At 65.2% G+C, this 13,781-nt stretch carries 11 protein-coding genes and 1 tRNA gene; all 12 read left to right on the forward strand.

From position 1 onward, the window contains the following. The first annotated feature begins 4 nt into the window (after positions 1-4). A complete protein-coding gene (gene nuoF, locus ACKTTN_RS08090; RefSeq protein WP_407909347.1) occupies positions 5-1,369 on the forward strand; it encodes an NADH-quinone oxidoreductase subunit NuoF in 1,365 nt (454 codons plus the stop codon). Next, positions 1,366-3,597, forward strand: a complete 2,232-nt coding sequence (gene nuoG / locus ACKTTN_RS08095; protein ID WP_407909348.1) for an NADH-quinone oxidoreductase subunit NuoG — start codon at positions 1,366-1,368, stop codon at positions 3,595-3,597. Before nuoF ends, nuoG begins: the two co-directional genes overlap by 4 nt. 3 nt (positions 3,598-3,600) lie before the next feature. Continuing rightward, entirely contained in the window at positions 3,601-4,677 is a 1,077-nt protein-coding gene (gene nuoH / locus ACKTTN_RS08100) for an NADH-quinone oxidoreductase subunit NuoH (protein ID WP_407909349.1), read from the forward strand. A gap of 16 nt (positions 4,678-4,693) precedes the next feature. After that, complete coding sequence (gene nuoI / locus ACKTTN_RS08105) at positions 4,694-5,182, forward strand: NADH-quinone oxidoreductase subunit NuoI (RefSeq protein WP_407909350.1); 489 nt, start codon at positions 4,694-4,696, stop codon at positions 5,180-5,182. Between the two features lie 7 nt (positions 5,183-5,189). Further along, positions 5,190-5,828, forward strand: a complete 639-nt coding sequence (locus ACKTTN_RS08110) for an NADH-quinone oxidoreductase subunit J (RefSeq protein WP_407909351.1) — start codon at positions 5,190-5,192, stop codon at positions 5,826-5,828. Beyond that, positions 5,825-6,148, forward strand: coding sequence for an NADH-quinone oxidoreductase subunit NuoK (nuoK, locus tag ACKTTN_RS08115; RefSeq protein ID WP_407909352.1), 324 nt, complete (start codon positions 5,825-5,827; stop codon positions 6,146-6,148). Before ACKTTN_RS08110 ends, nuoK begins: the two co-directional genes overlap by 4 nt. 13 nt (positions 6,149-6,161) lie before the next feature. Beyond that, positions 6,162-8,321 (forward strand): NADH-quinone oxidoreductase subunit L, encoded by a 2,160-nt coding sequence (gene nuoL, locus ACKTTN_RS08120; protein WP_407910044.1) that lies wholly within the window; start codon positions 6,162-6,164, stop codon positions 8,319-8,321. 28 nt (positions 8,322-8,349) lie between these two features. Then, complete coding sequence (locus ACKTTN_RS08125; protein WP_407910045.1) at positions 8,350-9,864, forward strand: NADH-quinone oxidoreductase subunit M; 1,515 nt, start codon at positions 8,350-8,352, stop codon at positions 9,862-9,864. 10 nt (positions 9,865-9,874) lie between these two features. Continuing rightward, positions 9,875-11,329: an NADH-quinone oxidoreductase subunit NuoN gene (nuoN, locus tag ACKTTN_RS08130; protein ID WP_407910046.1), complete on the forward strand. Its 1,455-nt coding sequence runs from the start codon at positions 9,875-9,877 to the stop codon at positions 11,327-11,329. Between the two features lie 79 nt (positions 11,330-11,408). Further along, a tRNA-Met gene (locus ACKTTN_RS08135) sits at positions 11,409-11,485 on the forward strand. Between the two features lie 153 nt (positions 11,486-11,638). Further along, positions 11,639-12,244, forward strand: a complete 606-nt coding sequence (gene rimP / locus ACKTTN_RS08140; RefSeq protein WP_407909353.1) for a ribosome maturation factor RimP — start codon at positions 11,639-11,641, stop codon at positions 12,242-12,244. A 5-nt stretch (positions 12,245-12,249) separates the two neighbouring features. Next, positions 12,250-13,761 carry a transcription termination factor NusA gene (gene nusA / locus ACKTTN_RS08145; protein ID WP_407909354.1) on the forward strand — a complete coding sequence of 504 codons (1,512 nt, stop codon included), beginning with the start codon at positions 12,250-12,252 and terminating at the stop codon, positions 13,759-13,761. The last annotated feature ends 20 nt before the right edge of the window (positions 13,762-13,781 follow it).

Consider the following 13,781-nt stretch of genomic DNA (forward strand, 5'->3'; position numbering starts at 1 on the left):
CGCGATGGCGCATTCGCACCACGACTATTCCAAGGGCTACGGCCCGGTCGGCCCGGCGCCGCAGGAGCACAACGTCGTCTACACGACGTTGCACTTCGACACGCCGTGGTCGTACGAGAACTATCTGAAGACCGGCGGTTACAGCGCTTGGCGCAAGATCCTCACCGAGAAGATCGAGCCGGCGGCAGTGATCGACATGGTCAAGCAGTCGGGCCTGCGCGGTCGCGGCGGCGCGGGTTTCCCGACGGGGCTCAAGTGGTCCTTCATGCCGAAGGGCGCCGGGCAGAAGTACATCCTCTGCAATTCGGACGAGTCCGAGCCGGGCACGGCGAAGGATCGCGACATCCTGCGCTATAACCCGCACTCGGTCGTCGAGGGCATGGCGATCGCCTGCTACGCGACGGGTTCGACCGCGGCATACAACTATCTGCGTGGCGAGTTCCATCACGAGCCGTTCGAACATTTCGAGGCGGCGCTGAAAGAAGCGTACGAAAACGGCTGGCTCGGCAAGAACGTTCTCGGCAGCGGCGTCGACGTCGATATCTACGGCGCGCTCGGTGCCGGCGCCTACATCTGCGGCGAAGAAACCGCGCTGATGGAATCGCTGGAAGGAAAGAAGGGCCAGCCGCGCTACAAGCCGCCGTTCCCCGCCAACTTCGGCCTGTACGGCAAGCCGACGACGATCAACAACACCGAGACCTATGCGTCGGTGCCGGCCATCATCCGCAACGGCGCGGAGTGGTTCGCGAATCTCGGCAAGCCGAACAACGGTGGGCCGAAGGTGTTCTCGGTGTCGGGGCATGTCGCCAACCCGGGCAACTTCGAGATCCGCCTCGGCACCTCGTTCGCCGACCTGCTGCAGATGGCGGGCGGTATGCGCGGTGGTCGCAAGCTGAAGGCCGTGATTCCCGGTGGTTCGTCGATGCCGGTGCTGCCCGGCGACACGATGATGTCGCTGACGATGGATTACGACTCGATCCAGAAGGCCGGCTCCGGCCTCGGTTCGGGTGCGGTCGTCGTGATGGACGACACGACGTGCATGGTGCGCGCCTGCCAGCGCATCGCGCGTTTCTACTTCAAGGAGTCGTGCGGCCAGTGCACGCCGTGCCGCGAAGGTACTGGCTGGATGTACCGCATGCTCACGCGCATCGTCGAGAAGCAGGCGACGCTCGACGACCTGCAGATGCTTCGCGCGGCTGCGGGCCAGATCGAAGGCCACACCATCTGCGCGTTCGGCGAAGCCGCCGCGTGGCCGGTCCAGGGTTTCCTTCGCCACTTCTGGCATGAATTCGAATACGCGATCGTGAACGGGCGCTTCCTTGTCGACGACGAAGCCGCCGGCACGGTCGTGCAGAAGGTAGCCGCATGAGCGCGCAGCCCGTGAATCCGAACCTGCCGCCGGACCACGTCACCGTCTTCATCGACGGCGTCGAGACGGCTGCGCCCAAGGGTTCGATGATCATCCAGGCCGCCGACAAGGTCGGCGTCCCGATTCCGCGGTTCTGCTACCACGACAAGCTGAGCGTCGCGGCGAACTGCCGCATGTGCCTGGTCGAAGTCGAGAAGATGCCGAAGCCGGCGCCGGCCTGTGCAACGCCGGTGATGGACGGCATGAAGGTCACGACGCGCAGCGAGAAGGCGCTGAAATCGCAGCGCAACGTGATGGAGTTCCTGCTGATCAACCATCCGCTCGACTGCCCGATCTGCGACCAGGGCGGCGAGTGCGAACTGCAGGATCTGTCGATGGGCTATGGCCGATCGATCTCGCGTTTCGCGGAGCGCAAGCGCACGGTGCCGGACGAGGACATCGGTCCGCTGGTCGCCACCGAAATGACGCGCTGCATCCAGTGCACGCGCTGCGTCCGCTTCACCGCGGAAGTGGCGGGTACGTACGAGCTCGGCGGCATGTACCGTGGCGAGAACCTGCAGATCGGCACCTACGACGGCAAGCCGCTGACGACCGAGCTGTCGGGCAACGTCATCGACGTCTGCCCGGTCGGTGCGCTCACCAACAAGGTGTTCCAGTTCAAGGCGCGCCCGTGGGAACTGATGGCGCGCGAGTCGCTCGGTTATCACGACGCGCTCGGCAGCAACCTCTTCCTGCATGTGCGTCGGGGCGAAGTGCTGCGCAGCGTTCCGCGCGACAACGAAGCGGTGAACGAGTGCTGGTTGTCGGACCGCGATCGCTATTCGCATGAGGGCCTGTACGCCGCCGATCGCGCGACGCGTCCGCTGATCAAGGACGCTGGCGAATGGCGTGAGGCATCCTGGGACGAGGCGCTTGCGCGCGCGGCGCAGATCCTGCGTGACAACGGCGCGGACCGGCTCGGCGTGCTGGTGCATCCGTCGACCTCGAACGAGGAAGGCGCACTGCTCGCGCGTCTCGCCGATGCGCTGGGCACCGGCAACATCGATCACCGCATCGCGCAGTCCGATCTGTCCGATAGCGCGGTCGCGGAGCCGTTCGGCATGGCGGTCGCGGATATCGACAAGGCGTCGACGATCGTCATCGTGGGGTCGAACATCCGTCACGAGCTTCCGCTCGTGCATGCGCGCATCCGCAAGGCATGGACGCGCGGCGCGAAGGTGCATGTCGTCAATCCGGTCGACTTCGATTTCACGTTCGAGCTTGCGGGTCGCCAGATCGTGGCGCCGTCGCGCATCGCCGACGCGATGTCCGATGCGAACCTGCGTGAGGCGCTGAGCGGCGCGACGTCGGCGGCCATCATCGTCGGCGCGATCGCCGAGAACGGCCCGCATGCCGCGCGCATTCGCGCTGCCGCGCGCCAGCTTGCCGATGCCACCGGTGCGAAGCTCTGCCGCGTTCCGCAGGGCGCGAATGCGCTCGGCCTCGCGCGCCATGGCGTGCTGCCGACGTCGCGCGACGCGCAGTCGATGCTCGCGGATGCCCGTTCGGCCTACGTGCTGTACGGCATCGAGCCGGGCCTGGATTTCGCGGACACGGCGACCGCGATGTCCGCGCTCAACGGTGCGCAGGTCGTCGCGTTCAGTCAGTTCGCGTGCGAGTCCACGCGTGCGATCGCCGACGTGATCCTGCCGATCGGCGCGCTGCCGGAAATCGACGCCACGCTGACTAACCTCGACGGCCGCGATCAGGTCGCCGTTGCCGGCGGCAAGCTGCCCGACCAGGCGCGCGCTGGCTGGCGCGTGCTGCGTGCGTTGGCGTCGGAGCTTGGCGCGTCCGGTTTCGATTTCGTCGACCTCGCGGGCGCGCGTGCGTCGATCGCGCCCCGCAACGTGCAGGTCGCTCCCGGTCGCGCCGTTGATGCGGGGCAGGGTGGCCTCGAGTTGGCGGTGAGCCCGGCGATCTACCGCGTCGATGCGGTTGTGCGTCGCTCGCCGGCGTTGCAGTCGCATCCGCTCAACCGCGCGCCGCGCGCCTACATCAATCCGGACGATGCGCAGTCGCTGGGTCTCGAAAACGGCGCGGTCGGCCGGTTCGCGGTCGCCGCCGGGTCGGCGAAGTTGCCGGTTGAAGTAAGCGCGAAGGTGGCGGTGGGCACGGTCTACATCGAAGGCGGTCACGGCGCGACGTCGCCGCTCGGCACCGCGCGCGTCGACGCGGGGAGGGCCTGACCGATGGTGCATGAGGCCATTGATTCGATGCACGGCTGGTTCGACGGTTTCGGCGCGGCCGGCTCGGTCGCGTGGATCGTCCTGAAGATCCTGGCGATCACCATGCCGGTGATCATCTCGGTCGCGTTCTATGTCGTCTGGGAACGCAAGCTGATCGGCTGGATGCATGTGCGCCACGGGCCCATGTACGTGGGCATGGGCGTGCTGCAGGCGTTCGCGGACGTCTTCAAGCTGCTGTTCAAGGAAGTCATCCAGCCGGTGCGCGCCGACAAGGTTCTGTTCGTGCTGGCACCGTTGATCGGGCTTGCGCCGGCGTTCGCCGCGTGGGCCGTGGTGCCGTTCGACACGAAGATCGTGCTGGCCGACGTCAATGCGGGCCTGCTGTACCTGCTCGCGATGACCTCGCTGGGCGTGTACGGCATCATCCTCGCGGGCTGGGCGTCGAACTCGAAGTACGCGTTCCTCGGAGCGATGCGTTCGGCGGCGCAGGTGGTGTCGTACGAGATCGCGATGGGTTTCGCGCTGGTCGGCGTGCTGATCGCCGCGGGCAGCCTGAACCTGTCGGAGATCGTGCGCGCGCAGTCGGGCAACGGCGGCATGTTCGAGTGGTTCATGTGGCCGCTGCTGCCGTTGTTCGTCGTCTACTTCATTTCCGGTGTCGCTGAGACCAACCGCGCGCCGTTCGACGTCGTCGAGGGCGAGTCGGAAATCGTCGCCGGCCACATGGTCGAGTACTCGGGTTCGCAGTTCGCGCTGTTCTTCCTCGCCGAATACGCGAACATGATCCTCGTCAGCTTCCTGACGCCGATCTTCTTCCTCGGCGGCTGGTTGAGCCCGTTCCCGGCGTCGATGCAGGCTGTTCCTGTGGTGGGCCTGCTGGCGGTGCCGGGTTGGTGGTGGCTGTTCGCCAAGGTCGCCTTCTTCGCCAGCGCCTTCATCTGGTTCCGCGCATCGTTCCCGCGCTATCGATACGACCAGATCATGCGCCTGGGTTGGAAGGTGTTCATTCCTATCACCATCGCCTGGATCTGCGTGACCGCCCTGATGGCCTATTACGGCGTCTTCGTGCCCTACAAGTGACGGACGCCCGGACCCCATGAACCGCATCACGTCCTACTTCAAAAGCCTGCTGCTCATCGAGCTGATGCAGGGCCTGTGGCTGACGCTGAAGTATCTCTTCAAGCCGAAGTACACGGTCATGTATCCGATGGAGAAGATGCCGCAGTCGAACCGCTTTCGCGGCATCCATGCGCTGCGTCGCTATCCCAATGGCGAAGAGCGCTGCATCGCGTGCAAGCTGTGCGAGGCCGTCTGCCCGGCGCTGGCGATCACGATCGACTCGGAAAAGCGCGCGGACGGTACGCGCCGCACCACGCGTTACGACATCGACCTCTTCAAGTGCATCTACTGCGGCTTCTGCGAGGAGTCGTGCCCGGTGGACTCGATCGTCGAGACGCACGTGCTCGAGTACCACTTCGACACGCGTGGCCAGAACATCGTGACCAAGCCGCAGCTGTTGGCGATCGGTGACCGGCTCGAAGCCGAGCTCGCCGAGCGTCGCGCCGCCGACGCACCTTTCCGCTGAGGCCGCCATGGATTTCGTGCAGATCGCCTTCCTCCTGTTCGCGGCCACCGCCGTCGTCGCCGCCGGCGCCGTCATCACGATGCGCAATCCGGTGCACGCGGTTCTGTGCCTGGTGCTGACGTTCTTCTCCGTCGCCTGCACGTGGATCGTGGCGGGCGCCGAGTTCCTCGGCATCGCGCTGATCCTCGTCTACGTCGGCGCGGTGATGGTGCTCTTCATGTTCGTCGTCATGATGCTGGACATCGACGTCGCGCCGCTGCGCAAGCACTTCGTACGATTCCTGCCGATCGGCCTGATCGTCGCGGTCGTCATGTTGGTCGAGATCGTCACGCTGATCGGCGTGCGCGCCCAGATGGCGACCGGCTTGCCCGTCAACGCCGCCGTCGGGACCGACGTGCCGAACACCGTGTGGCTGGCCCGCACGCTCTTCACCGACTTCCTGCTGCCGTTCGAGGTCGCTGCGGTCATTCTTACGGTTGCGGTGGTCGCCGCGGTGATGCTCACGCTTCGTCACCGCGGTGGCGTGCGCCAGCAGAACCCGTCGTGGCAGTCGAGCATCCGTGCGACCGACCGCGTTCGCATGGTGCGCATGGAGTCCGTGCGCCCGGTGCAGCCGCCGACCACGCCTACCGGAGGTGATGCATGAACCTGTTGGCGAATGGCGTCACGCTGGGTCACTACCTCGCGCTGGGCGCGGTGCTGTTCTGCATCGCGGTCGCCGGCATCTTCCTCAATCGCCGCAACATCATCGTGCTCCTGATGTCCATCGAGCTGATGCTGCTGTCGGTGAACGTCAATTTCGTCGGGTTCTCCCGGCAACTCGGTGATGCGTCCGGTCAGGTGTTCGTGTTCTTCATCCTGACTGTCGCAGCGGCCGAGGCCGCCATCGGCCTGGCGATCCTCGTCACGCTGTTCCGCAATCGGCGCACGATCAATGTCGCCGAAGTCGATTCGCTGAAGGGTTGATCCGATGCCGGGTGTGGAGCACGTCATTTCCAAGTCCGTCCTCGTCGCGATCGTCCTCGCGCCGCTGATCGGCTCGATCGTGGCCGGCCTGTTCGGCCGCAAGGTCGGCCGCGCCGGCGCGCATTGGGTGACGATCCTCGGTGTCGCGACAAGCTGCGTCCTGTCGATCACCGTGCTCTGGGCGCTGGTCGGGCAGGGCGCGCCGCCGTTCAACGAGAATCTGTATACGTGGTTCGACATCGGTGGCCTGCAGGCGCACGTCGGTTTCATGATCGACCGCCTCAGCGCGATGATGATGGTCGTCGTCACCTTCGTTTCGCTGCTCGTGCACATCTACACGATCGGCTACATGGAGGAGGACCCGGGTTACCAGCGGTTCTTCAGCTACATCTCGCTGTTCACCTTCTCCATGCTCATGCTCGTCATGAGCAACAACTTCCTGCAGCTGTTCTTCGGCTGGGAGGCGGTGGGCCTGGTGTCGTACCTGCTGATCGGCTTCTGGTTCAAGAAGCCGACCGCGGTGTTCGCGAACCTCAAGGCGTTCCTGGTCAATCGCGTCGGCGACTTCGGCTTCCTGCTCGGCATCGCGCTGATTCTTTTCGCCGTTGGTTCGCTCGATTACGGCACCGTGTTCGCGAATGCGCCTGCGCTTGCCGGCCACCAGCTCGCCGACCTGTTCGGTCGCGATCCCGCGACGACCGGCATGTGGTCGTGGTCGGTGCCGACGGTGGCCTGCATCTGCCTCTTCATCGGTGCGATGGGCAAGTCTGCGCAAGTGCCGCTCCACGTGTGGCTGCCGGACTCGATGGAAGGCCCGACGCCGATCTCCGCGCTGATCCACGCGGCGACGATGGTGACTGCCGGCATCTTCATGGTCGCGCGCATGTCGCCGCTGTTCGAGCTGAGCCAGACCGCGCTGAACTTCGTGCTGCTCATCGGTGCCACGACGGCGTTCTTTACCGGCCTGATCGGCATGGTGCAGTACGACATCAAGCGCGTCGTCGCGTATTCGACGCTGTCGCAGCTCGGTTACATGACCGTCGCGCTCGGCGCGTCCGCGTACTCCGCGGCCGTGTTCCATCTGATGACGCATGCCTTCTTCAAGGCGCTGCTGTTCCTCGCGGCCGGTAGCGTGATCATCGGCATGCACCACGAGCAGGACATGCGCAAGATGGGCGGCCTGCGCAAGTACATGCCGATCACCTACTGGACGAGCCTGATCGGCACGCTCGCGCTGGTGGCGACGCCGTTCTTCAGCGGCTTCTACTCGAAAGACATGATCATCGAGGCGGCGAAGTATGCCGCCGAACACCGCGATGGCCTGATCCCCAAGTACGCCTACTGGTGTGTGCTGCTTGGCGCGTTCGTGACGTCGTTCTACAGCTTCCGCCTGCTGTACATGACATTCCACGGTCGCGAGCGGTTCCGCGATGCTGTTGCGTCGGACGAGCATCACAATGTCGACGCGCACGCGGAAGGCGCGCACACGTTGCACGAGCCGCTGCACGACGACGGCCACGGCCACCACGACGATCACGGCCATCACGGCCATCACGGCGCGCATGAGCCGCACGAGTCGCCGTGGGTGGTGACGTTGCCGCTGGTGCTGCTTGCCATCCCGTCGATGCTGATCGGCTTCTTCACCGCCGGGCCGATGCTGTTCGGCACCGACTGGACGGGCCACGTCAAGCAGTGGCCGTTCTTCATGGGTGCGATCGACCTGCAGGCTGCGCGCGACACCATGGCGAAGATCGGCGAGCAGGACTGGCATGGCCCGGTACTGATGGCGGCCCATGCTCTGAAGGCGCCGGCGTTCTGGTTGACCGTGGCCGGTTTCGCGCTCGCCACCGTCATGTACTGGTGGAAGCCCGAGCTAGCCGATCGCGCGCGCCGCATGTTCTCGTGGCCGGTTCGCGTGCTCGAGAACAAATACGGTTTCGACAATCTCTGGATCGACGGTTTCGCGGGCGGTGGCATCGGCCTCGGCCGCGCATCGCGGATGTTCGATTCCATCGTGATCGATGGCGTCGCCGTGAATGGCAGCGCCCGCCTGGTCGACGTGGTCGCGCGCCTTACGCGTCGCCTGCAGTCCGGCTATCTCTACCACTACGCGTTCGCGATGATCGTCGGCCTGATCCTGCTTCTGGCCTTCCTCATGCGCGGCTGGCTATGACCGAGGGAATGACGTGAGCCCCGAGCCCTTGAACGGGACCTTTCCCTTGCTGAGCCTCCTCATCTGGCTGCCGATTCTGGCCGGCGTGATCACGCTTGCCTTCGGCAACGCCCGGCCGAACGCCGCGCGCTGGTTCGCCGTCGCCAGTTCGATCGTGGTGCTGGCGCTGACCGTCCCACTGTTCACCGGTTTCGATTTCTCGAACCCCGGCATGCAGTTCGAGGAAGCACGCATCTGGATCGCGTCGTATGACATCCAGTACCACGTCGGTACCGACGGTATTTCCGCGGCGCTGATCGCCCTGACGACGTTCACGTCGGTGCTCGTGCTGATCGGCGCATGGGGTTCGGTCGATGCGCGCGTCAGCCAGTACTACGCCGCGTTCCTCATCCTCGAAGGCCTGATGATCGGCGTCTTCGCGGCGCTCGACTCGATGCTGTTCTATGTCTTCTTCGAAGGCATGCTGATCCCGATGTTCCTGATCATCGGTGTCTGGGGCGGCCCGCGTCGCATCTACGCGTCGATCAAGTTCTTCCTGTACACGTTCCTCGGCTCGCTGTTCATGCTGGTCGGGTTGATCTACCTGTACCTGAAGGGCGGCAGTTGGCAGCTGGCCGACATGTACGGCCTGTCGCTGACGATGAAGGAGCAGACCTGGCTGTTCTTCGCGTTCTTCATCGCGTTCGCGGTGAAGGTGCCGATGTTCCCGGTGCATACGTGGTTGCCGGACGCGCACGTCGAGGCCCCGACCGCGGGCTCCGTCGTACTGGCGGCGATCATGCTGAAGATCGGCGGATACGGCTTCCTGCGCTTCGCACTTCCGATCGTGCCGGATGCCAGCTGGTACTGGGCATGGCTGCCGCTCACGCTGAGCATCATCGCTGTCGTCTACGTCGGCCTCGTCGCCCTCGTGCAGGACGACATGAAGAAGCTGATCGCGTATTCGTCGATCTCGCACATGGGTTTCGTCACCATTGGCACGTTCATTGCGCTAAGCCTCGTGCGCGAGATGGGCAACCCGACCGGCGCGGAGCTCGGCCTGCAGGGCGCGATGGTGCAGATGATCAGCCACGGCTTCGTGTCGGGCGCGATGTTCAGCTGCGTCGGCGTGCTGTACGACCGCATGCACAGCCGCATGATCAAGGATTACGGCGGGGTCGCGAACGTGATGCCGTGGTTCGCCGCCTTCATGGTGCTGTTCGCGATGGCCAACTCCGGTCTGCCGGGCACGTCCGGCTTCGTCGGCGAGTTCATGGTCATCGTCGCGAGCTTCCAGAAGAATCCGCTGCTCGCGTTCGGCGCCGCGTTCACCCTGATCATCGGCGCCGCCTACACCCTATGGCTGGTCAAGCGCGTGGTGTGGGGCGAAGTCGCCAACGAGCACGTCGCCGAGCTGACAGACATCAACAAGCGCGAGGGCTTCGTGCTCGGCGCGTTCGCCGTCGGCGTGCTGGTGCTCGGCCTGTGGCCGAAGCCGCTTACCGACCTGATGCAGCCTTCGATCGCGCAGCTCGCCAAGCAGATCGAGTCGTCCAAGCTGTAATGCCGACGGAATACCGCCGCCCATGATTGCCCCGATGCCCACCGCCGCCGACCTGATGCCGCTCCTTCCGGAGATGGTGCTGGTGGGCGCCGCCTTCGTCCTGCTGATGCTGGACCTGTTCCTCGACGAGGGTCGCCGGATCGTCACGCACGCGGGCGCCGTCGTCGCGCTGGTCGTCGTGGCGGCGATGGTCGTGGGCGGTGTCGGCGGCGATGGCACCACGCTCGGCGGCATGTTCGTTCGCGATACCGCAGCGGACGTGCTGAAGGTCGCGGTGCTGGTGACCTCGGCGCTGTCGATGCTCTATCTCTGGCCGTTCCTGCGTGCGCGAGAGCTGTATCGCGGCGAAGTCGCGGTGCTCGTGCTGTTCGCGACGGTAGGCATGATGCTGCTGGTGTCGTCCGGCAGCCTCGTCATGGTCTACCTCGGCCTTGAGATGGTGGCGCTGTGTTCGTACGCGCTGGTCGCGATCGACCGCGACAGCGCGCTCGCATCGGAGTCGGCGATCAAGTACTTCGTGCTTGGTTCGCTGGCGTCCGGCCTGTTGCTTTATGGCATGTCGCTGGTTTACGGCGCGACCGGCTCTCTCGATCTTTCGCGCATCGCCTCGGTGATTGCGGACGGGCAGGGCGGCACGATGCTGCTGACGGGCGTGGTGTTCATGCTTGCCGGCGTTGCGTTCAAGTTCGGCGGTGCGCCGTTCCATATGTGGTTGCCCGACGTCTACACCGGTGCGCCGACGCCGATCACGCAGTTCATCGGCTCCGCGCCGAAGCTCGCATCGTTCGGCATGGCGTATCGCCTGTTCGAAGTGGGCGCCGGCGGCCTGGACGAGAAGTGGCGCCTGCTGTTCGCGGTGGTGGCGGTCGCGTCGCTGGCGATCGGCAACCTCGGCGCGATGGTGCAGAGCAACCTGAAGCGGATGCTCGCGTATTCGACGGTGTCCCACGTCGGCTTCCTTTTCATGGGCATCGCGGGTGGTGGCGCGCAGGGTTTTGCGGCTGCGATGTTCTATGCGATCAGCTATGCGCTCATGGCCGTCGCGGCTTTCGGAATGATCGTGGTGATGTCGTCGCGCGGCTTCGAGGCCGATCTGATCGATGACTACAAGGGCCTGAATGCGCGTCATCCGTGGCTCGCCGGCCTGGTGCTGTGCGTCATGGCGTCGCTCGCCGGCCTTCCGCCCTTCCTCGGTTTCTGGGCGAAGCTCGCGGTGCTGCGTGCGGCACTCGACGGCGGAATGATGTGGCTCGCGCTGGTCGGCGTCGTGTTCGCGGTGGTCGGCGCGTTCTACTACCTGCGTGTCGTCAAGGCAATGTATTTCGATACCGCCGACAGCGATGCACAGCCCGTCGTCTCCAGCCGTCCGCTGCGCATCGTGTTCGCGGTGAATGCTTTGGGCCTGTTGGCTCTGGGCCTCGCATGGAGCCCGGTCATGGCGTGGTGCCAGCGCGCGTTCGCCTGACCATTGTCCGAACGCGGTGCAATTGGCCGCAATTCAGGCTTGCGCGAATCAGGTGTCACCCATACAATTGTCGGCCTGATGCGGGGTGGAGCAGTCTGGCAGCTCGTCGGGCTCATAACCCGAAGGTCGCAGGTTCAAATCCTGCCCCCGCTACCAGCTTCGGGTTCTTCAATGTTTCGAAGAACCGTTGCTTGGGCTCGACGGTCGCGGCTCCACGCGATCGACCGACATCCAGCAGTACCGGACAAGGGGCCCAATGGGCCCCTTGTTGTTTTCGGACGCGGCGCATGCCGCCCGGGAGTTGAGCGAATGGCGGACAAAGCCACACAGATCACCGCTCTTTTGACGCCGACCGTCGAAGCCCTCGGGCTCGAACTGGTTGGCGTCGAATACCTGCCCGCGGCAGGCAGCGCGGTGCTGCGCCTGTACATCGACGTGACGCAGGACGTCGCGGCGGAAGGCCGCATGGTCACCATCGAAGACTGCGAGAGCGTGAGTCGCGAAGTGTCCGCGCAGCTGGACGTCGAAGACCCGATCACCGTGCACTACACCCTCGAGGTGTCGTCGCCCGGCGTCGATCGTCCGCTGTTCACCGCTGCGCAGTTCGCGCGGTTCGCGGGCGAGGAAGCCAAGGTCACGCTGAAGCTTCCGCAGGACGGCCGTCGTCGCCTGCAGGGCCGCATCGTTGGCGTCGAAGGCGACACGGTGCGCATGGAAATTGAAGGCATCGGCGGGCAGATGCTGGCGATCGACGTCGCGATCGGCAACGTCGAGAAGGCGCGCATCGTCCCCGACTGGGTCGCGCTGGGCCTGGCGCCGCAGAAGGAAAAGGGTCGTGGCGGCAAGGCCGCCAAGGCGCCGAAGAAGAACACCCAACCTAAGCCGGCGGATTCGAATCCGTCCGAGGCGGAGTAATCGAGATGAGCAAGGAACTTCTGATGGTCGTGGATGCGGTCGCCAACGAGAAGGGCGTCCCGCGCGACGTCATTTTCGATGCGATCGAAGCCGCGCTCGCGTCGGCTGCGAAGAAGCGCTACCACGACGAGGACGTGCTGGTGCGCGTCACCATCGATCGCAAGGATGGCAGCTACGAGACCTTCCGCCGCATGGAGGTCGTCGCCGACGACGTGGTGATGGAATCGCCGGATCGCCAGATCCGCATGATGGATGCGATCGACGAAGTCGAAGGCGTGGAAGTCGGCGACTTCATCGAAGAGCAGATCGAGAACCCGGATTTCGGGCGCATCGCCGCGCAGGCTGCCAAGCAGGTCATCGTGCAGAAGGTGCGCGAGGCCGAGCGCCAGCAGGTGATCGATGCATGGAAGGATCGCGTCGGCGAGCTGGTGACCGGCATCGTCAAGCGCGTCGAGCGCGGCAACATCTACGTCGACCTCGGCGGCAACGCCGAAGCGATCATCCCGAAGGACAAGGGCATTCCGCGCGACGTGCTGCGTACCGGTGACCGCGTGCGCGGCTTCCTGTACGACGTGCGCCCGGAACCGCGTGGCCCGCAGATCTTCATCAGCCGCGCCGCGCCCGAATTCATGATGGAGCTGTTCAAGCTCGAAGTGCCGGAAGTCGGCCAGGGCCTCGTCACGATCCGCGCCTGCGCGCGTGATCCGGGCGACCGCGCGAAGATCGCGGTGCTCGCGCACGACAACCGCACCGATCCGATCGGCGCCTGCATCGGCATGCGCGGTTCGCGCGTGCAGGCCGTGAGTAACGAGCTCAACGGCGAGCGCGTCGACATCATCCTGTGGTCGGACAACCCGGCGCAGTTCGTGATCAACGCGATGGCCCCGGCCGAAGTGCAGTCGATCGTCGTCGACGAGGACAAGCATTCGATGGATCTCGCGGTCGCCGAAGAGCGGCTCGCGCAGGCGATCGGCAAGGGCGGCCAGAACGTGCGCCTCGCCAGCCGCCTGACCGGCTGGCAGCTCAACGTCATGACCGCCGACCAGGTTCAGGCCAAGAGCGAGGCCGAGCAGGCCGCGTCGCGCCAGCTCTTCATCGACAAGCTCGAAGTCGACGAGGAAATCGCCGGCATCCTCGTGTCGGAAGGCTTCAACACCGTCGAGGAAATCGCCTACGTGCCGGTCGGCGAACTTCTGGCGATCGAAGGCTTCGACGAGGACATCGTCGAAGAATTGCGCTCGCGTGCGCGCGACTCGCTGCTCAACGACGCGCTGGCCGAGGAAGAGTCGCTGGAAGGCCAGATGCCGGCCGACGACCTGCTCGCGCTGGACGGCATGGACGAAGCGACGGCGCATGCGCTGGCCGCGCACGGCATCCGCACCAGCGAGGACCTTTCGGACCTCGGCGCGGACGAAGTGGTGGAGTTCGGCATCGACGGCCTGGACGAGGAGCGCGCCGCCGCTCTGATCCTGGCCGCCCGCGCCGAGGAGATCGCACGGCTGGAACGCGGCGAGTAAGCCGGGCTTACGGGTCGCCG

It is taken from the genome of Lysobacter claricitrinus, from assembly GCF_045866565.1.
GTDB lineage: Bacteria > Pseudomonadota > Gammaproteobacteria > Xanthomonadales > Xanthomonadaceae > Cognatilysobacter > Cognatilysobacter claricitrinus.

Excerpts from the sequence above, each read along its gene's own strand:
- nuoG (WP_407909348.1), top strand. The coding sequence starts at position 1,366 with ATGAGCGCGCAGCCCGTGAATCCGAACCTGCCGCCGGACCACGTCACC.
- ACKTTN_RS08110 (WP_407909351.1), top strand. The coding sequence starts at position 5,190 with ATGGATTTCGTGCAGATCGCCTTCCTCCTGTTCGCGGCCACCGCCGTC.
- nuoH (WP_407909349.1), top strand. The coding sequence starts at position 3,601 with ATGGTGCATGAGGCCATTGATTCGATGCACGGCTGGTTCGACGGTTTC.
- nuoK (WP_407909352.1), top strand. The coding sequence starts at position 5,825 with ATGAACCTGTTGGCGAATGGCGTCACGCTGGGTCACTACCTCGCGCTG.
- nuoI (WP_407909350.1), top strand. The coding sequence starts at position 4,694 with ATGAACCGCATCACGTCCTACTTCAAAAGCCTGCTGCTCATCGAGCTG.
- nusA (WP_407909354.1), top strand. The coding sequence starts at position 12,250 with ATGAGCAAGGAACTTCTGATGGTCGTGGATGCGGTCGCCAACGAGAAG.
- nuoF (WP_407909347.1), top strand. The coding sequence starts at position 5 with ATGGCGCATTCGCACCACGACTATTCCAAGGGCTACGGCCCGGTCGGC.
- rimP (WP_407909353.1), top strand. The coding sequence starts at position 11,639 with ATGGCGGACAAAGCCACACAGATCACCGCTCTTTTGACGCCGACCGTC.